The sequence below is a fragment of the Pseudonocardia xinjiangensis genome (assembly GCF_050948425.1).
Taxonomy (GTDB): Bacteria; Actinomycetota; Actinomycetes; order Mycobacteriales; family Pseudonocardiaceae; genus Pseudonocardia; species Pseudonocardia xinjiangensis.
This window is the reverse complement of the sequence record NZ_CP192009.1, coordinates 4,318,001-4,336,744: the sequence shown is the minus strand read 5'-3', so window position 1 is coordinate 4,336,744 and position 18,744 is coordinate 4,318,001. Positions and strand designations below refer to the sequence as shown.

16 protein-coding genes are annotated in these 18,744 nt (G+C 72.7%); 4 read left to right on the top strand and 12 right to left on the bottom strand.

Annotation, left to right across the window (positions count from 1 at the left end; genetic code table 11):
- Positions 1-123: 123 nt before the first annotated feature.
- Positions 124-1,272 carry a CaiB/BaiF CoA transferase family protein gene (locus ACQPZA_RS20450; RefSeq protein WP_433282904.1) on the top strand — a complete coding sequence of 383 codons (1,149 nt, stop codon included), beginning with the start codon at positions 124-126 and terminating at the stop codon, positions 1,270-1,272.
- Between the two features lie 162 nt (positions 1,273-1,434).
- Positions 1,435-2,934, top strand: a complete 1,500-nt coding sequence (locus ACQPZA_RS20445) for a CehA/McbA family metallohydrolase (protein WP_169398266.1) — start codon at positions 1,435-1,437, stop codon at positions 2,932-2,934.
- Between the two features lie 21 nt (positions 2,935-2,955).
- On the opposite strand, the gene ACQPZA_RS20440 is transcribed toward ACQPZA_RS20445, so the two are convergent.
- Positions 2,956-3,831, bottom strand: a complete 876-nt coding sequence (locus ACQPZA_RS20440; protein ID WP_433272776.1) for a metallophosphoesterase — start codon at positions 3,829-3,831, stop codon at positions 2,956-2,958.
- Positions 3,832-3,865: 34 nt separating this feature from the next.
- Here ACQPZA_RS20440 and ACQPZA_RS20435 point away from each other — a divergent pair, with 34 nt between their 5' ends.
- The gene (locus ACQPZA_RS20435; protein WP_433272774.1) at positions 3,866-5,830 is read left to right on the top strand and encodes an ABC transporter ATP-binding protein; all 1,965 of its coding nucleotides are present in this window, start codon (positions 3,866-3,868) and stop codon (positions 5,828-5,830) included.
- Between the two features lie 37 nt (positions 5,831-5,867).
- Here ACQPZA_RS20435 and ACQPZA_RS20430 read toward each other — a convergent pair whose 3' ends face one another.
- From ACQPZA_RS20430 to ACQPZA_RS20415, 4 genes are all read right to left on the bottom strand, one after another.
- Positions 5,868-6,107, bottom strand: coding sequence for a hypothetical protein (locus tag ACQPZA_RS20430; RefSeq protein WP_169398269.1), 240 nt, complete (start codon positions 6,105-6,107; stop codon positions 5,868-5,870).
- 31 nt (positions 6,108-6,138) lie between these two features.
- Positions 6,139-7,272 (bottom strand): anion permease, encoded by a 1,134-nt coding sequence (locus ACQPZA_RS20425; RefSeq protein WP_433272772.1) that lies wholly within the window; start codon positions 7,270-7,272, stop codon positions 6,139-6,141.
- 146 nt (positions 7,273-7,418) lie between these two features.
- Positions 7,419-8,840: an SDR family NAD(P)-dependent oxidoreductase gene (locus ACQPZA_RS20420; RefSeq protein ID WP_433272770.1), complete on the bottom strand. Its 1,422-nt coding sequence runs from the start codon at positions 8,838-8,840 to the stop codon at positions 7,419-7,421.
- Between the two features lie 20 nt (positions 8,841-8,860).
- Positions 8,861-9,379 (bottom strand): DUF6319 family protein, encoded by a 519-nt coding sequence (locus tag ACQPZA_RS20415; RefSeq protein WP_433272768.1) that lies wholly within the window; start codon positions 9,377-9,379, stop codon positions 8,861-8,863.
- Between the two features lie 257 nt (positions 9,380-9,636).
- Here ACQPZA_RS20415 and ACQPZA_RS20410 point away from each other — a divergent pair, with 257 nt between their 5' ends.
- Complete coding sequence (locus ACQPZA_RS20410; protein ID WP_169398273.1) at positions 9,637-10,086, top strand: universal stress protein; 450 nt, start codon at positions 9,637-9,639, stop codon at positions 10,084-10,086.
- Between the two features lie 113 nt (positions 10,087-10,199).
- Here the strand turns inward: ACQPZA_RS20410 and ACQPZA_RS20405 are convergent, their stop codons facing one another.
- The 7 genes from ACQPZA_RS20405 to ACQPZA_RS20375 form a co-directional block, all read right to left on the bottom strand.
- Complete coding sequence (locus ACQPZA_RS20405) at positions 10,200-11,675, bottom strand: APC family permease (protein WP_433272766.1); 1,476 nt, start codon at positions 11,673-11,675, stop codon at positions 10,200-10,202.
- Complete coding sequence (locus ACQPZA_RS20400; protein ID WP_433272764.1) at positions 11,675-13,180, bottom strand: glutamine synthetase family protein; 1,506 nt, start codon at positions 13,178-13,180, stop codon at positions 11,675-11,677. Before ACQPZA_RS20400 ends, ACQPZA_RS20405 begins: the two co-directional genes overlap by 1 nt.
- A 150-nt stretch (positions 13,181-13,330) precedes the next feature.
- Positions 13,331-15,838, bottom strand: coding sequence for an ATP-dependent helicase HrpB (hrpB, locus tag ACQPZA_RS20395; RefSeq protein ID WP_433272762.1), 2,508 nt, complete (start codon positions 15,836-15,838; stop codon positions 13,331-13,333).
- A 29-nt stretch (positions 15,839-15,867) separates the two neighbouring features.
- A complete protein-coding gene (locus ACQPZA_RS20390; RefSeq protein ID WP_433272760.1) occupies positions 15,868-16,845 on the bottom strand; it encodes an SDR family NAD(P)-dependent oxidoreductase in 978 nt (325 codons plus the stop codon).
- On the bottom strand, positions 16,842-17,861 hold the full coding sequence (locus ACQPZA_RS20385; protein ID WP_433272758.1) for an iron-containing redox enzyme family protein: 1,020 nt from the start codon (positions 17,859-17,861) through the stop codon (positions 16,842-16,844). The genes ACQPZA_RS20390 and ACQPZA_RS20385 overlap by 4 nt, the downstream gene beginning before the upstream one ends.
- Positions 17,851-18,087: a CDGSH iron-sulfur domain-containing protein gene (locus ACQPZA_RS20380; protein WP_169398279.1), complete on the bottom strand. Its 237-nt coding sequence runs from the start codon at positions 18,085-18,087 to the stop codon at positions 17,851-17,853. Before ACQPZA_RS20380 ends, ACQPZA_RS20385 begins: the two co-directional genes overlap by 11 nt.
- The gene (locus tag ACQPZA_RS20375; RefSeq protein ID WP_344016935.1) at positions 18,080-18,730 is read right to left on the bottom strand and encodes a HemK2/MTQ2 family protein methyltransferase; all 651 of its coding nucleotides are present in this window, start codon (positions 18,728-18,730) and stop codon (positions 18,080-18,082) included. Before ACQPZA_RS20375 ends, ACQPZA_RS20380 begins: the two co-directional genes overlap by 8 nt.
- Positions 18,731-18,744: the final 14 nt, after the last annotated feature.

The following is an 18,744-nucleotide window of genomic DNA, read 5'->3' as shown; positions in this document are numbered from 1 at the left end:
TGAGGGGGCGACTCGCGGGCGGGGAACGGGCGACTCGCGGGCAGGAATCGGGCGACTCGCGGGCGTGGAACGGGCGACTCGCGGGCGGGGAACGGGCGGCTCGCGGGGGATGATGTCCTCGTGATGCCCCTTCCCCTGGACGGGATCGTCGTCGTCTCCTGCGAACAGGCCGTGGCCGCGCCGTTCGCCACCCGCCAGCTCGCCGAGCTGGGCGCCCGGGTGATCAAGGTGGAGCGCCCGGGTGACGGCGACTTCGCGCGGGCCTACGACACCGCCGTGAGCGGGCTGTCCAGCCACTTCGTCTGGCTCAACCGGTCGAAGGAGAGCCTGGCGCTCGATCTGAAGGCCGACGCGGGGGCGGGGGCGGACGCGGTGATGCCCCGGCTGCTGGCCCGCGCCGACGTCTTCGTGCAGAACTTCGCGCCCGGTGCGGCGGAGCGGCTCGGGCTGGGGCACGAGGCCCTGCGCGAGCGGTATCCCCGGCTGGTCACCTGCTCGATCTCCGGGTACGGGCCGTCCGGGCCGTACCGGGACGCGAAGGCCTACGACCTGCTGATCCAGTCCGAGGCGGGGCTGGTCTCGGTCACCGGGACGCCGGAGGAGCCGGCGAAGAGCGGCATCCCGGCCGCCGACATCGGCGCGGGCATGTACGCGTTCTCCGGGATCCTCGCCGCTCTCTACGACCGCGAGCGCACGGGTGTGGGCACGCACCTGGAGATCAGCCTCTTCGACGCGCTGGTGGAGTGGATGGGGTTCCCGCTGCAGTACACAGCGGGGAGCGGCGCCCCGCCGCCGCGCGCCGGCACCAGCCATCCCGCGATCGCGCCCTACGGCACGTTCGCGGCGGGTGACGGCACCGAGGTCGTGATCGGGATCCAGAACGAGCGGGAGTGGGCGGCGTTCTGCGGGGTCGTCCTGCAGCGCCCGGACCTGGCCGGCGACGAGCGGTTCCGGACGGGGGCGCTGCGGGTGCGGCACCGCCCGGCCCTGCACGCCGAGATCGACGCCGTGTTCGCCCGCCTCACCGGTGACGAGGTGACGGCGCGGCTCGCCGCGGCCCGGATCGCCCACGCCCGCCGCCGGGAGGTGGCCGACGTGCTCGAACACCCCCAGCTCGCCGCGCGGGAGCGCTGGACCGAGGTCGGCTCGCCCGCCGGCCCGCTGCGCACGGTGCTGCCGCCGATCACGCTGCCCGGACGGCCGCCCCGCCTGGACCCGATCCCGGAGGTCGGCGAGCACACGCGGGCGATCCTCGACTGGCTCGACGACTGACATCGAATCCGGCAAAAATCCGAAACGGGATCTCGAATAACTGTCGGGATCTGTCACCTGCTCAGCCTCCGGCGTTCATTTCGTCGTCGTCGACCGATCCGCGGACGGCACTACCTTTTGCCCGATCATCATGACGGCGGAGGTAATGTGCAGTTCAGTGGTATGAGTCGGCGTGACGTGCTCCGCGTGGGAGGCGCCCTGGCCGGCGGCGCAGCGGTCAAGCTGCTCCCTTCGGTTGCGTTCTCGCCACCGGCCCCGGGGGCGCCGGATCAGACGAAAACGGTGCAGGGCACCTTTCCGCCGAGCATCTCGGACTGGTACTACCTGCCGGTGGAGGTCCCCAAGGGGGTCAACCAGATCGATGTCGTGTACTCCTACGACAAGCCGACGGTGCCCAGCGGAACGCGCGGAAACGCCTGTGACATCGGGATGTTCGGCCCGGAGGGTCACGACCTGGGCAACCAGCGCGGTTTCCGCGGGTGGTCCGGCGGCTTCCGGGACCGGTTCTCGATCAGCGCGTCGGAGGCGACCCCGGGATACGTGCCGGGCCCCATCAAGCCCGGCACGTGGCACGTGATCCTCGGCCCGTACACGGTGGCGCCGCAGGGCATGAACTACCACGTCGACATCACGCTGCACTTCGGACCGGAAGGCGCGCCCTTCGTCCCGCATCCGGCACCCACCACGGCGCCCGCGAAGCAGCGGGGCAAGGCCTGGTACCGGGGCGACTGCCATCTGCACACCGTGCATTCCGACGGAAAGCGGACCCCGGACGAGCTGGTCGCCGACGCCAGGGCGGCCGGCCTGGACTTCATCGTGTCCACCGACCACAACACGCTCAGCTCGCAGCTCCAGTGGGGCGACCACGCCACGGACGACCTGCTGATCCTCAACGGCGAGGAGGTCACGACGCGATCCGGGCACTGGCCGGCGATCGGTCTGCCCGCCGGCACCTGGATCGACTGGCGCTACCGCGCCGCGGACCGGAACGACTACAAGAAGTTCGTCGATCAGGTGCACAAGGCCGGGGGGCTGGTCACGGCCGCGCACCCGTTCGCGAACTGTTTCGGCTGCACGTTCGAGTTCGCCTACGAGCTCTCCGACCTCGTGGAGGTCTGGAACGGCCCGTGGACCGACGAGGACCAGCAGTCGGTCAACCACTGGGACGGCCTGCTGCGATCCGGGCAGTTCATCCCCGCGGTCGGTGACTCCGACGCCCACAACCCCGACCAGACCGTCGCCCTGCCGCACACGGTGGTTCTGGCCGACAGCCTCGCGCAGAAGGACCTGCTCGCCGGGATGAAGGCCGGCCGGTCCTGGCTCGCGGAGTCCTCGGCGGTCACCCTGTCGTTCGCCGCGTCGTCGGGCGGGCGCTCCGCCGGCATCGGCGACCGGCTCCCCGCCGACATCGGCGTGCCCGTGACCGTGGAGGTCGAGGTGGGCGGGGTGCCCGGCACGTCGGTGGTGATCCTCGACCAGCTCGGCGTCGAGCACACCGAGACCGTGCCGTCGTCCGGCACGGCGAAGGTCGGCTGGACCACCGACGCGCGGTACAGCAGGTGGGTCCGGGCCGAGGTGCGCCGCGCCTCCGGCAGCCCCAAGACCACGGTGGCCAACGCGATGGTGGCGATGACCAACCCGATCTTCATCGGGAAGCCCTGAGTCCCTGCCGTCCAGGCACGCTCACGCCACCCCGGCGGCCTCCCGGAGGTCTGCGAGCCGCGGTTCCATCTCCTCGGCGGGCACGTCCGCCATGATCTCGGCGGCGATCGGCACGGACGTGGTGAGCAGGTCGCCGGGGAACAGGTCGATCCGGCTCACCGACGGAGCTCCGAGCGTGCGCAGCGACGCTCCCGGGGCGAGAGCGTCCACGGTCGTGGCGAGCGGGCCGCCGGTCCAGACGGGGATGCCGGCGAGGGTGCCGGCGCTCGCGACGTGCGTGTGCCCGGCCAGCACCAGCCGGACGTCCGTGCCCGTGAGCTCGGCGCCGAGCTCGTCGCGGTGCAGCAGCGGGATGGCTGTCGCGAGCGGCGATGCGCTGGGCAGTGGCGGGTGGTGCAGCACGAGCACGGTGCCGGCGGGTGCGGGCTCGGCCAGCAGGGCGCGCAGCCACGCGAGCTGTCCCGGCCGGAGCGCGCCGTGGGCCTGGCCGGGCACGGTGCTGTCCAGGACGACGATGCGCAGCGCACCGACGTGCACGACGTGGTCGAACGGTGCGGTCGACGGCGCCTCGCCCAGCAGGTGCTCCCGCAGTGCGCCGCGGTCGTCGTGGTTGCCTGCGGCGAGGACGACCGGCACCCCGAGGCGCTGCGCCGCCGGCTCCACGATCGCCCGCAGCCGCCGGTACTCCTCGGGCCGCCCGTGCTCGGTCAGGTCGCCGCTGAGCACGAGTGCGCCCAGGCCCTGTCCGTCCGGCCCCGGGCCCATGCCGGTGACGGTCTGCAGGGCGCGGTCGAGGAGGGCGGCGGTGTCGACGCCGCCCGGGAGGGGGTCGCCCTCGGCGACGAGGTGGAGGTCGGTGAGCTGGACCAGGGTGTGCGTGGGGCCGGAGATCGTCACGCCCCCATCGTGGGCCGGGGTTAGTGTCGGCGCCATGGAGTCCGACCGGCTGGGTCGTCGGGTATGGGGGCTCTTCACCCCGTACCGCACGAGCCTGGTGATCATCGGCGTCGCGGTGCTGCTCAGCAGCGGGCTGGGCATCATCACCCCGTTCCTCACCCAGGCCGTGTTCGACCATGCGCTGTTCCCGGTGGGCGGCGGCGGCGTGCGCATCCCGTTGCTGGCCTGGCTGGTGGGCGGGATGGTGGCGGTGCCCGTCGTCACCGCCCTGATCGGGGTCTACCAGACCTACCAGACCACGCTGCTCGGCAACCGCGTGATGGCCGACCTGCGCAGCAGGCTGTTCGAGCACCTGCAGCGGATGGACCTGGCGTTCTTCACCGCCACCCGCACCGGCGCCATCCAGTCGCGGCTGGCCAACGACGTCGGTGGCGTGCAATCGGTGCTGTCGGAGACGGCCAGCTCGATCCTGGGCAACGTCGTGACGGTGGTGGCGGCGCTGATCGCGATGCTGCTGCTCAGCTGGGAGCTGACGCTCGTCGCCGTGGCGCTGACCCCGCTGTTCGTGCTGCTGCAGGTGCGGGTGGGCCGGGTGCGGCGCAAGCTCGCCGGGCGCACCCAGGAGTCGCTGTCGGACATGACGGCGATCACCCAGGAGTCGCTGTCGGTGTCCGGTGTGCTCCTGACGAAGGTGTTCAACCGGCAGGCCTACGAGGTGGGGCGCTACCGCGACGAGAACGCCCGCCAGGTCGACCTGCAGGTTCGCCAGGCGATGTCGGGCCAGTCGTTCTTCGCGGTGGTGCAGACGTTCATGGGCATCACCCCGGCGCTGGTCTACCTCGTGGCCGGGTTCCTCATCGCCGCGGGCGTCGGGGTCAGTGCCGGCACGATCGTCGCTTTCACCACGCTGCAGACGAGACTGCTCTTCCCGACGGTCAACCTGCTGCGCGTCTCACTGGACGTACAGACCTCGCTGGCCCTCTTCGGGCGGATCTTCGACTACCTGGACCTGCGGCCGCGCATCGTCGACGCGCCGGACGCACGCACGCTCGACCCGGCCACCGTCACCGGGCGCGTCGACCTGGAGAGCGTGTGGTTCGCCTATCCGCCCGCGCCACCGCTGGGGGTGGTCGCCGCCCCCGTCGTCGAGCAGGCGGCCGACGGGCGGGGGACGGACGGGGGCGGCGCCGACGGGACGGTGACGTGGGCCGTCCGCGACGTCTCCTTCACCGTGGAGCCGGGGCAGCTGGCGGCGATCGTCGGGCCGAGCGGGTCGGGCAAGACGACGCTCTCCTACCTCGTGCCGCGGCTCTACGACGTCAACCGCGGCCGGGTGCTGATCGACGGCCGCGACGTCCGCGGGCTCACCCAGGCCTCGGTGGCCGACGCCGTCGGGATGGTCACCCAGGACACCTACCTCCTGCACGCCACGGTTCGCGACAACCTCCGCTACGCGAAGCCCGACGCCACCCGGGCCGAGATCGAGGAAGCCGCGAGGGCGGCCAACATCCACGACCGCATCCTGTCCTTCGCCGAGGGCTACGACACGGTCGTGGGCGAACGGGGCTACCGGCTCTCGGGCGGGGAGAAGCAGCGCCTCGCGATCGCTCGGGTGCTGCTGAAGGACCCGCGCATCCTGATCCTCGACGAGGCCACCAGCGCGCTGGACACCACGAGCGAACGGCTCGTGCAGCAGGCGCTGGAGACCGCGACGAGGCGGCGCACCACGATCGCGATCGCGCACCGGCTCTCCACGATCCTCGGCGCCGACGTGATCCTCGCCGTGGACGGCGGCCGGGTGGTGGAGCGCGGCACGCACGCCGAACTGCTCGCGAAGGGCGGGCTCTACGCGCGCCTCTACACCGAGCAGTTCGCCGGCGGGAAGGTCGAGGCGCGCTGCGCCGACGGCGTGCTCTTCACCGACGGGGCGACCCTGGTCGGGCGACGTACGGGTGAGCCCGCCGTCCCGGTTGCCGGGGACGGCGGGCTCACCGCTTAGCTCGGACCTGCCTGTCAGACCATGTTGCTGCGGTGGATCACCGGGCCACGAGGTAGATGCCGTAGGCCGCGATCGCCGCCGCCGCGAGCAGGCACACGTAGGACAAGGTCGTGGCGACGGCGGGGCTGGCCACGCTCGCGCCGGCCCCGCCCCGGGGGGCATCGGGGCGGGCAGCGGACAGCCCGACCAGTGCCAGTGCCACGAGCACGACCACAGCGACGGCAGCCGCCAGCGACACGAGCGCCACGAGCAGCAGCGATCCCCAGTCGATGTTCACGTCCGGTTCCTTCCCTCGGGTTGTGCGGCGGTCAGGCGCCGGCCGGAACGGGCTCGGCCCGGCCGGGCACGTCGTTGACGTTGTCGGCGTTGATCGGCCGGCGGCGCGAGCTGACGAAGATCCCTGCGGCCACGCCGACTCCCACCACCGCGACGACCACGGTGCCGAAGGTGCCGCCGTCGCTGACCGCCAGCGCCGCCGCCCCGCCGACCACCGCGGCGGCCGGGAGCGTCACCACCCAGGCGAGTGCCATCTGCCCGGCCACACCCCACTGGACCGACGCGAGACGGCGACCGGCGCCCGCCCCGAAGATCGAGCCGGTGCAGACGTGGGTGGTGGACAGCGCGAAGCCCATGTGCGACGAGGTGAGGATGACCGCGGCGCTGCTGGTCTCGGCGGCGAACCCCTGGGGGGTCTGGATGTCGCTCACGCGCTTTCCCAGCGTGCGGATGATCCGCCAGCCGCCGAAGTAGGTCCCGAGGCCGATGGCCAGGCCGCACGTGAGAATGACCCAGATCGGCGGACCGGAGGCCGCGGGCAATGCCCCGGCGGTGATCAGGGTGAGGGTGATGACCCCCATGGTCTTCTGCGCGTCGCTCGTGCCGTGCGCGAGCGACACCATCGATGCCGAGACGATCTGGCCGACCCGGAATCCGCGACGCGTGGTGCCGTCGTCCGCCTTGGCGGTGATCCGGTAGGCGAGATACGTGGCCACAAGGGCGATCACGCCGGCGACGATCGGAGAGACCACGGCGGGGAGCACCACTTTGCTGATCAGTGCACCGAAATGGATCGCGCCGGTTCCGGCGGCCACCCAGGTCGCTCCGATCAGCCCGCCGAACAGGGCGTGCGAGGAACTCGACGGGATGCCGATCAACCAGGTGACCAGGTTCCACAGGATGGCACCGACGAGGCCGGCGAAGATCACGACAGGCGTGATGCGGGCCTCGTCGACCAATCCGCTGGAGATCGTCTTCGCGACCTCGACGGAGAGGAAAGCACCGACGACGTTGAGCACGCCCGAGATCAGGACCGCGACTCTGGGGGGTAAAGCACCCGTGGCGATGGATGTTGCCATGGCATTGGCGGTGTCGTGGAAACCGTTGGTAAAGTCGAATGCGAGCGCAGTGACGACCACCACCACAACGATGACCGAAAAATTCATCTGGGCACGTACCTCCGCGTCATGGTCACGCCATAACGCTACGGGCCGACGGGTGAACTAAACATGAATGAGTGACCAAAAATATGTTCAGGCACTCACCGTAAAACGGCCGAACAGGACGATCTGCCGGTCATTGCGGTCCTCGTCTACCAATGCGTTGGAGAGTAGTCCTTCAGGAAGCAACCGTGCAGATCCTCGCCTGCCTCGCCGCGCACGATCGGGTCGTACACCCGCGCCGCCCCGTCGACGAGGTCGAGCGGAGCGTGGAACCCCTCGTCGGCCAGCCGCAGCTTCGTGGGGTGCGGGCGTTCGTCGGTGATCCAGCCGGTGTCGACGGCCGTCATGAGGATGCCGTCGGTCTCGAGCAGTTCGCCCGCGCTGGTGCGGGTGAGCATGTTGAGCGCTGCCTTGGCCATGTTGGTGTGGGGGTGGCCCGGTCCCTTGTAGGCGCGGGTGAACTGCCCCTCCATCGCGCTGACGTTCACCACGTACTTGCGCCGTGCCGGTGATGCGGCCAGTGCCCCCCGCAGGCGGCTGATCAGGATGAAGGGGGCCGTCTGGTTGCACAGCTGCACCTCGAGCAGCTCCAGCGGGTCGATCTCCTCCACCCGCTGGGTCCAGCTGTTCACCGGGGCGGTGTCCGGCAGCAGGCCGCCCGCGTCGATCGCGGTGCCCGCGGCGATCCGTTCGGGCGATGCGCTGCCCGCGGTGAGAGCGAGCTCGGCGAGTGCGGTGGGGGTGCGCTGCGGACCGGCCGCGATGGCGGCCGGGCGCTCGTTGCGCACGTGGTCGAAGGTGACGACCTCGACCAGCTCGGCGGCCGGCCCGGGACCCGCGCTCTCCGCCTCGAGCAGCGCCGCGTAGGAACCGGGGGAGCGACGGACGGTCTGTGCCGCGTTGTTGACCAGGATGTCCAGTGGGCCCTGGGCCGCCACCGAGTCGGCGAAGCCGACGACCTGGGCCGGGTCCCGCAGGTCGATGCCCACGACGCGCAGCCGGTGCAGCCAGTCGGCGCTGTCGGGCATGGCGGCGAACCGGTGTACGGCGTCGTTCGGGAAGCGCGTGGTGATCGTCGTGTGGGCGCCGTCGCGCAGCAGCCGCAGCGCGATGTACATGCCGATCTTCGCCCGGCCGCCGGTGAGGAGGGCCCGGCGACCCCGCAGGTCGGTGCGGGCATCGCGCCTGCTCCGGTTCAGAGCCGCGCAGGGCGGGCAGAGCTGGTGGTAGAACGCGTCGACCACGTGGTAGCGGTTCTTGCACGTGTAGCAGGCCCGGGAGCGCAGCAGCGTGCCCGCCGTGGCGCCGGCGGCGGTGGAGACGAGGGGCAGGCCCTGGGTCTCGTCGTCGATCCGGCCGGGGGCGCCCGTGGCGGTGGAGGCGGTGACCGCGTGGTCGTTGGCCGCGATCGCCTCCCGCTTCTCCGCCCTGCGGCGGAGCTTCACCGACTTGTAGATCCCGGCGGTGGCGCGCCGGATGCGCACCGCGTCCGGATGCTCGGGGGGAAGGTCATCGACCTCGGCGAGCACCCGGAGGCAGGTCTGCAGGTCAGCGGGGTCGATACCGAACACCCCAGAAGGGTACGGGTGGGTCAGTCCTCGATCTCGGCCAGCGCCTTGCGCGCCTGCTCGAGCTCGGCCTCGAGCGCGGCGACGCGGGCGGCGCGCTGCTCCCGGGCCGCGCCGATCACGGCCTCGATGGGGCCGGCCAGCTCGGCATGCAGCTCCTGTGCCGCCCGGGCAACGGCGGTGGCCGTGACGGGCAGGCCCCGGCTCAGCCAGGTGGTGCCCTGCTTGAGCTCGGCCTGCCAGTCGCCGTCGGCCGTGCCGCTCACGGTGAGGGTGAGCTCGATCGTGCGGGTGGTACGGGCGGTGGAGGTGCCCTTGGGGCGGCCGCGGCGGGGCTTCTCGGGCTCGGCTCCCGGCTCGCCGGTGACCGCGGCGGGCTCCGGGGTCGCGGTGGTGGCCACGACGGTGGGCTCCGGCGCGGGCTCGGGCGTGGCTGCTTCGGGCGTGGCTGCTTCCGGCGTCGCCGCGGCGGCGGGGGCCGATCCCGCGGTGGTGGCGCCGGTGGCTCGCCGGGTCGGGGACGTTTCCTGGGGGGTGCTCATCGGTGCGGCGTGCTCCCTCTCGTGACAGTGCGGCGAACCAGGTTGATGGTAGAACACATGTTCGACCAGGTCGGGGTCGGGGCGTAGGACACAGAGCGGTAAAAACGCTTAGCAAAGCTATAAACTGTCGGTGTGCGCGCCCTGACCAGTTCGTCCCCCCGTCCGGGCTCCGTCCCGGTACGGTCCGCCACCGTGGCCTCCGGTGCGGCGACCTCCGCTGCAGCGACCTCCCGGGGGCCCCGACGGGTGGTGGGACGATGACGCGCTTCGAGCTGGGCTGCGACGGCCCGATGACCCTGGTCGTGGGCGTGGACGGCTCCGACACCGGATGGCGCGCCTTCCACTACGCGCTGGGGCAGGCCCGCCGTCAGGGCGCTCAGGTGGTGGCCGTGTTCGCCGAGAGCTTCCCCGCGGCGACGTTCGCGGGTACCGGCGCGCTCGCCCTCCCGATGGCCGAGAGCTCGGCCGACGAGCTGCGCGACGAGCTGCGGGGCGCCGTCGAGGCACTGGCGGCCGAACACGGGGTGCAGGTCCGCTTCGTCGTCGCCGCGGCCGACCCGGTGCTGGCGCTGACGCAGGTCGCGGAGGAGGTGCGGGCCGACGCGATACTGGTGGGCGCGAGCACCCAGGCGGCGCATCGGCTGTTCGGGTCGGTCGCCGTCCGGGCGGTGCGGGCCGGGCGGTGGCCGGTCACCGTCGTGCCCTAGCCGAGCAGGCTCGCGCGCGAGCGGACCACGATGATCATTGCGAGATCCGGCGATCACGGGGGCCCCGTCCGGGCGACTCGCGCACGGGAAGCGGGCGACTCGCGGGAGGGGGATCAGCCGGCTCCCGAGACGGCGGACGACTTCTTGTCCTCCTCCTCGCCGATGATCGACCCGATCCGCTGCGCCGCCTCGGGGCGGCTGACGCGCAGGAGGCCCAGTGCGAGGACGCCGAGGACGACCGCGGCCAGGGTGACGTAGGGCGTCATGTCCAGCGGCTCGGGCGGGGTGGGATAGATCGAGCCGTACAGCGCGGCCCCGAAGATGATGACCCCCGCCGCAGGCACCAGCAGGTGGGTCACGATGCGGTAGCGCCCGACCTCGCACCGGAAGAACACCGCGCCGCCGACACACAGTCCGATGTAGACGAGGATGACGCAGAGGGTGCCCAGCGTCGCGAAGAAGTAGTAGACGGTGGTGGGCTCGCCCCCGAGATCGTCGGTGCCCAGTCCGAACCCGACCAGCGCTGCCCACACCGTGGCCAGTGCGGCCACCGCGAGCGCGGCGTTGGCGGGGGTCCGGAAGCGGGAGTGGGTGCGGCCCAGCCAGGGGGGCAGTGCCCCCTCGCGTCCCATCGCGAACAGCGTGCGGGTGGCGGCCGTGGCGCACCCGACGCACACGAAGAACGCCGACAGGAGCGCGCCGATCTCCACCAGGGACCCCAGCGGGGCGCCCACGAAGCGGGCCGCGATCGTCTTGAGCGCGAACGGGTCGCTGCCCAGCGCCGCCCCGTTGTCGACACCGAAGCCGATGGACAGGGCATAGGTGGTCAGGAGGTAGAAGACGGTGGCGATCCCGACCGCGGTGATGACGGCGACCGGGATGGAGCGGCGCGGGTTCGCGGTCTCCTCGCCGAAGTCGGCGGCGGACTCGAAGCCGATGTAGGACGTGATGCCGAGGATGATCCCGTAGAAGACCCCGGAGAGTCCGCCCTTCTGGGTGTGGGCGAACGTGAACGGCGCCAGCGTGTTGCCGTGCGCGCCACCCTTCGCGGTGACGGCGACGTCGACGACGAGGATCACGATGATCGTCGCGGCCGCCACCGCCAGCTGCAGCTTGCTGGTCACGGAGATCCGGACCACCGACAACGCCACCAGCACGGCCATCCCCACGAGGAAGAGCGGGAACCACCAGCGCTGGCCGAGCCCCAGCAGGTCCGACGCGAGGTAGGCGACGGCGGCCATCGTCATCGGCACGAAGCAGATCAGTCCGAAGGTGTACATCCACCCGGCGAGGAAGCCCGCCGTCGGGCCCAGGCTGCGGCTCACGTAGGTGTAGGCGTACCCGGCCGCGGCCATCCGCCGGGTGAACCCGATGACGACGACGGCGAGGGCCAGGCAGGCGATGCCGCCCAGCAGGAAGGCCAGTGGCGTGGAGGTGCCGGCGATCACCGCGACGCCGGGGACGTTGAGCAGCATCGCCATCCCCGGCGCGAGGATCGTCACCGAGATGGCGATGACGTCCCTCGTCGACAGTGAGTTCGTGGCGAGCGTGTCGGGACGGATGGACTCGCTGCGGTCCGGAGTGCCCATCAGTAGAACTCGAAGTACTCGCGCAGCTGCCAATCGGCGGCGGCGGTGTCCGGATCCTCGGCGCCACCCCGCGCCGCTTCGAAGCGCGCGTACTCGGCGCGCTTCATCATCTGGTACGAGTCCAGGAACTCCGGGCCGAACTCGTCGCGGTAGAGGGGGTCCTTGTCCAGCTCGGCCACGGCGTCGAGCAGCGTGGCGGGCAGTGCGACGGCGTCGGCGGTGTACGGGTCGCCCGCGACGGACGGCGGAGGGGTCAGGCCGCGGGTGATGCCGTCGCGCCCGGCGGCGAGATCCGCGGCGAGGAAGAGGTAGGGGTTCGCGGCCGGTTCGCCGATGCGGTTCTCCAGATGGGTTCCGGGATCTCCCGGTCCACCCTGGACCCGGACGAGCGACCCCCGGTTCTCCACGGCCCAGGAGATCCGGTCGGGGGCGAAGGAGTACGGCGCCAGCCGCGAATAGCCGTTCACGGTGGGGTTGGCGAAAGCGGCCATGGCCGGCGCGTGTGCGAGCTGCCCGGCGAGATAGCCGAGCCCGGTCTCCGACAGGACGTTCTCCTCGGACCGGAACACGTTGGTCCCCGACGCATCGGCCAGCGATGCGTGCAGGTGCCAGCCGCTCGCGAAGAAGTTCGGCAGCGGCGGCTTGCACATGAACGTGGCGTGCAGTCCCTGCCGCGCGCAGATCTGTTTCACCGCACTACGGAACAGCAGCATTGCGTCCGCGGAGTCGAGGCCGACCATCGGGCTGAAGCTGATCTCGAGCTGTCCCGGGCCCCATTCGTCCTCTATCGACCGGGGTGGGAGTCCGATGCCGATGAGTCCGTCGCGTAAGGCCGTGACCGTTTCGTTCACGGAGTCCAGTCGGACCTCCGAGAGGTACTGGTAACCGAACTGGAATGGTTCCACCGCGAGTGGCACCGGGGGCTGGGTGGTGTCGTGCAGGCCGATCGCGGGCGTCACTCTGCGAGTGATGTAGAACTCGACCTCGAGACCTGTCACATAGGTGAGGTTCTCTTCGGCCAACCGCTGCACCTGGGTGCGCAGGATGTGCCGGGGATCGAGGGGAACCGGGCGCCCGTTGGAGAAGTAGGCGTCGCACAGGATCCAGGCCGTGCTGTCGGCCCACGGCAGAGCACGGAAGGTCGTCGGATCGGGCACGATGACGACGTCCGGGAAGCCCGTGAACTCCTCGATGCCCAATCCGCCCCCTGGTGCGAAGGCTGGGGGAAAGAGGAAGTTCGCCGAGTCCATGCTGTAGATGGCTCCGGAGAAGTCGATGCCGTTGCTCAGGCCGGCGATCGCAGCGTGCGGCGACAGGAACTTCGCACGTGGGGTGCCGTGCTGGTCGACCACCACCATGCGGACGGTTCTGATTCCCAGCCGGTCGATCTGCTCGGCCACCTCGACGGCCGCGGATTGCTGGTCGGCGGTGTGCAGCCCGTGCTCGGCGACGAATCCGTGTCGGCCGATACCAGAGATCGCCGGCGAGAAATTCGCGGCAGTCATTCGGTTGGTCCACCTTCCCTAATGCTTTTCCGCCCGGCTCCGTGGTCGGTCATTGTTCCGGGCTCGTGTGAAGTCTACGTGTGGTGGCAAGAGGGAAAAGCGACCGAGTAATGAAAGAGGAAACGAAAGGTAATTGCTGTCGATGCGGGATCAACGGCGGCGCGGACGCCGGCTCGGTGAGGCGGTCGACGGGTCCTGTGGCCAGTCGTGTTTCGGGTACCGGCCGCGGAGCTCGGAGCGGACCTGCGGGTAGCCGGTCGCCCAGAACGAGGCCAGGTCAGCGGTGACGGCCGCAGGTCGTCCGGCGGGGGAGAGCAGGTGCAGCACCACCGGGAGCCTGCCGCTGCCGACCGTCGGGGTGGCGGTCCACCCGAAGACCTCCTGCACCGCGACCGCGAGCACCGGCTGGTCCCCGGAGTAGTCGAGGGCGATCCGGGAGCCCGACGGCACGGTGATCCGTTCGGGGGCGAGCTCGTCGATGGCGGCGGCGTGCCGCCAGTCCAGCACCGCGCGCAGGACTGTGGCCGCGTCGATCCTGGCGAGGTCAGCGCGGTTGCGCGCGGTGGTGAACGGGCCCGTCCACCACCGGTCGGGAGCGGCCAGGAGCGCGGCGTCCGAGACGTCGGGCCAGTCCTCTCCGAGGGTGCGGTGCAGCGCGGCGAGCCGCTCGCGCAGCCTCCTGGCGCTGTCGGTCCAGCGCAGCAGGGCGGTGCCCTCGAGCCGCAGGCCGTCGAGCAGCGCTTCGCGGACGACCGCGCGGTCGGGGTGGGACACCCGGCGCTCCTCGAGCACGATCGCGCCCAGCCGCCGGACGTGCCGGGCGACGACGTCGCCGGTCCCGCGACCGGAGGTCTGCCAGCCCACCTCGTCGGCCTCGGCGAGCAGCGCAGGCGCAGCCAGCTCGGCGAGCTCCTGGTCGGCGACGGCAGCCAGCCGCACGCGGCCGTTCTGGGCGCCGGGAGTGCGTTCGGCGACGGCGACCGCGAGCCACTCCTGCCCGTCGAGACCGCCGCCGGGGGGCACCTCGACCGCCGTGCCGCCCGCCATCAGATACAGCGGCGAGCCCGCCGCCCGCCTGCGGGCCAGCCGCTCGGGGTGGGCGAGCGCCACGACCAGTGCGGCGGACCGGCCGGGCCCGTGGTCGTCCGGGGCCGGGTGCGGTGCCGGACGGTTCCCGGTCCCGCGGGGGTTGGTGGACGACGGCAGCAGGCGGGTCAGCCTGCTCACCTCGCCGCGCCAGCGGCCCGAGCCCGGCGCGGCGCCCGAGCGCAGGCGGCGCAGCTCGCCGTCCACCTCGGGGCCGGTGGTCAGGGTGTCGTCGTCGAGCAGGGCCACCACCTCCGCCGCGGTCCGCGCGCCGACGAGCGCGGCCCCGTCGAGCAGGGCACGGGCCAGCCGGGGGTGCAGCCCCAGCTCCGCCATCCGCCTGCCGCGGTCGGTGGCGCCCGTGCCGTCGAGTGCCCCGAGCGCGCGCAGTACCTCCTGGCCGGCGCGCAGCGGTCCGTCCGGCGGTGCGTCCCACCAGCGCAGCGCGCTGCCGTCCGGGGTGCCCCAGCAGGCCAGGTCCAGTGCGAGGCGGGTGAGGTCGGCGGTGCGGATCTCGGGTTCGGGGTAGCGCGCCAGCAGCTCACCTTCCGGCCAGCAGCGGTACACGAGCCCGGGTGCCTCGCGGCCCGCGCGTCCGGCCCGTTGCTCGGCCACGGCGGCCGACACCCGCACCGTGACGAGCCCGGCGAGCCCGCGGCGGTGGTCGACGCGCGGCACCCTGGCCAGTCCGGCGTCCACGACGACCCGGACCCCGGGCACGGTCAAACTGGACTCGGCCACGGCGCTGGCGAGCACCACGCGGCGCCGGGGGCCGGGCCGCAGCGCCGCGTCCTGCTCGCCGGCGGGCATCCGCCCGTGCAGCGGCAGCACATCGGAGTCCACACCGGACAGAGCAGCCGCGGTGCGCCGGATCTCGGCGACACCGGGCAGGAACGCGAGGACGTCGCCGTCGTCGCGGTCGAGGGCGGCGCGCACCGCGCGGGCCACGCACGCCTCGATCCGTTCCCCGCGGGCAGGGGGCGTGTGCCGGACCGTGACGGGGAACGTCCTCGCCTCCACCCGCAGCACGGGGGCGTCGGCGCCGGGGGCTCCCAGCAGTTCCGCCAGCCGGCCCGTGGCGACCGTGGCCGACGTGGCGAGCAGCTTCAGGTCCGGCCGGAGCCCGTCCCGGGCGTCCAGCAGCAGGGCCAGCAGCAGGTCGGCGTCGAGGTGGCGTTCGTGGCACTCGTCGAGGAGCACCACACCCACCCCGGCCAGCTCCGGATCGGCGAGGAGCCGGCGCAGCAGCAGCCCGGACGTCACGACCTCGATGCGGGTGGCGGCCGACCGGCGCGCGTCCCCGCGCACCGCGTACCCGACGGTCTCCCCGACCGGCTCCCCCAGCAGCGACGCCATCCGGGCGGCCGCGGCGCGGGCCGCGAGCCGGCGCGGCTCCGCGACCAGCACCTTCGTGCCCGCCGTCCCGGCCGCCAGCGCGAGCGGTACCAGCGTGGTCTTCCCCGTGCCGGGCGGCGCGACGAGCACGGCGCTGCCGTGCGTGTCCAGTGTGGTCGTGACCTCGTCGAGCGCGCCGCGGACCGGGAGGTCGGGCAGGTCGGTCGGCAGGGTCATCCCGGCCAGTGTGCTCCCCGGGCGCGGTGTCAGCGCCGGCCCACCGGCCCGCCGCCCGCGGTGTCCCCGTCCATCGCGTCGTCGTGCTGGTGGAACCGGCGGGCGGCGCGGCGGGTGAGCGTGGTGACGGCGTCGAACCAGCGCGCCGGACGCGCGACGGCGTGTCCCGGCTGCACCGGGCGGCGCGTCTCGTCCGCCGGCAGCAGCCGGGCGGCCCCGGCGAGCAGCCGCAGCGTGGTCGCGGGGGCGAGCCCGTGCAGCCGGACACCGATCTTCGCGGCGGGGGTCAGTATCACCTCGGGACGGCCGCGCAGGGCGGCTCGGACGAGCTTCGCCGCGGCCCGCTCCGCGTCCATGGACAGCAGGGGGAGGCTGTCGGCGACGGTGAACCACCGGTTCTCGGCGGTCCGATCGCCGGTGAAGAGGGCGTTGCGCGGGGAGCCCGTGCGCATCAGTCCCGGCACCGCCGTCGTGACGGTGACGCCGTGCCGCCCGGCCTCGACCCGCAGCCCTTCGGCGAACCCCACGGCCGCGTGCTTGGCGGCGGTGTAGGGCAGCAGGTGCGGCGCCGGCAGCTTCCCGCCGACGGACGTGATCGCGAGGATGCGGCCGCCTCCACGCTCGCTCATCACCGGCAGCGCGGCCAGCACGGGGTGGAGCGTGCCCCAGAACATGACGTCCATGGCGTCGGCGAAGTCCTGGGCGCGCATCGCGGCCGCCGGACCCACCTGGATGATCCCGGCGTTGGTCACGAGCACGTCGAGGCGCCCGAAGCGCTCGACGGCGCTCGCCACGACGCCTCGGGCGTCGGCCTCGACCGACATGTCGCCCGCCACGGTGACGACCTCGGCCCCGCGCCCCTGCAGCTGTGCCGCGGCGGTGGCGAGCCCGTCCTCGGAGCGCGCGTTCACCACGATGTCGTGGCCGCGGTCGGCCAGCTCCCTGGCCAGCAGGAACCCCAGCCCGCGGCTGGCGCCGGTGACGACGGCGACGGGTCGGTCGGTCACGACGCCGCTCGGTGCTCGGGAGCGTCCGGGAGCGGGTGGCACAGGGCCGAGCGATCCTCGGCCCAGCGCTCCAGCAGCAGGTCCCCGAACCGGTCGGCGAGCAGCCCGCTCGCGCGGATGCCGAACACGACGTCCGCGGCGAGTGCCGGTTCGGCGGCCAGCAGCGGCGCGATCACCCCGCGCCGCACGACCTGCTCGTGCACGGCGTCGGCCTCGACGTGCTCGGCGTAGAACTCGACCGCCGCGTCGGGCAGGTCGAGCCGGCGCATGGCGCGGACGAGCCGGTCGGAGCCGGGGGAGGAGGTCAGCTCGACCGCGGCGAACTGCCCGACCAGCGCGCCGCGCAGGGATCGGTGCAGCCCGCACATCGACATGAGGTTCACCTCGGCCAACGTCGCTGCGGGCGCCGCGTCGAGGTAGGCGCCGTAGGTGGCGTCGAGCTCCAGCGCGCGCATCATCTCGGCGAACAGGTGCGCGTGCATGCGGTCGGGGTCGCCCGCGCCGTACTCGTCGTGCTCGACGGTCACGAGCGCCGCCTTCGCCGGGCCGTCCAGCCGGGCGATCACCCAGGCCTGCGGGTCGGCCTCCTTGAGGTGGTAGAGCGACCGGTGGGCCACGTACTCGCGCACCTGCCAGCGCTCGCCATCGCGGCGCAGGTGGTGGGAGACGCCGCGGGCGTCCACCGGTTCGACGAGGAGCGACTCCAGCTCGGCGTCGACGGCGTCGGGCGTGCCGTCGGAGGGCACGACCTCGTCGCGCAGGGCGCCGAGGAACACCTGCTCCATCGCCCGCCGGACCGTGAGCAGCGCCGGGTCCCACTCGAGGTCCTCGTCGACGCCGGCGAAGCCCCGGTAGTGCAGCTCGTAGAGGCAGTACAGCGCGAGCTGCAGGTCCTCGCCGTAGGGATCGGTGACCTCGACGGGCGGGAGGATCTCCGGGCCCCGGCGCAGCGAGCCGATCACGGCCGCCGACAGCGGACCGCGCGGCTCGGGTAGTGCGGGCGGCTCAACCAGCACAGGTCGGCTCCTGCTGAGCACGGTCCTCCCCTTCGTCCTGGCGCACCTTGCGCCGGTGGCTGGTGTCGCAGAACGGCTGGCGGCGGCTGCGCCGGCAGGTGCACAGGGCGCTGACCGCACGGTCGGAGCGCACGCGTCGCCCGTCGGGAAGCACGACCTCGATGGGCCCCGACACCAGGATCGGGCCCTCGTCGGTGAGCACGATCTCGCGTGCGCGCTCAGGCACGGCGGGCCCCGACCACGACCAGTTCCTCGAAGCGCTGGCCGGGCCGGATCAGGCCGCGGGACTCCAGCAGTGCCGCCCGCCCGCGCATGACCGGGCCGAACGGCACCGTCGCGCGGTCGAGGACCTGCGCCGTCAACCCCACCCGCGTCAGCGCGTCGAGGGTCAGGGCGGTGTCGCAGACCGCCGAGTGCACGAGCAGGACGTCGCCGTCGGGCGCGAGGACGTCGGACACCCCCGCGCAGATCCGGTCGAGCAGCGCCCGGCCGTCGGGTCCCGCGTCCCAGCAGCGCGCCTTGCGGTGGCGGGGCAGAGCCTCGGTCGGGGCGGGAACGTAGGGCGGGTTGGCCACGACGAGCCCGAAGCGCCGCCCGGCCACCGGGGTGAACAGGTCACCGCGGTGGACCGTGACGGGCGCCCCGTGCAGCCGGCTGTTCAGCCAGGTGGCCACCACCGACCGCAACGACAGGTCGACCGCGGTGACCGAGGCGGCACCGGAGCGGGCCGCGGCCACTGCCAGCGCCCCGCTCCCGGTGCCGATGTCGAGCACGTCACGGCCGGCGGCGAAACGGCCGCGGCGCATGATGTCGATCAGCATCTGGCTGTCACTCTCGGCCCGGTACACCCCGGGTGGCCGCAGCAGCATCACCTTCGCTCTGT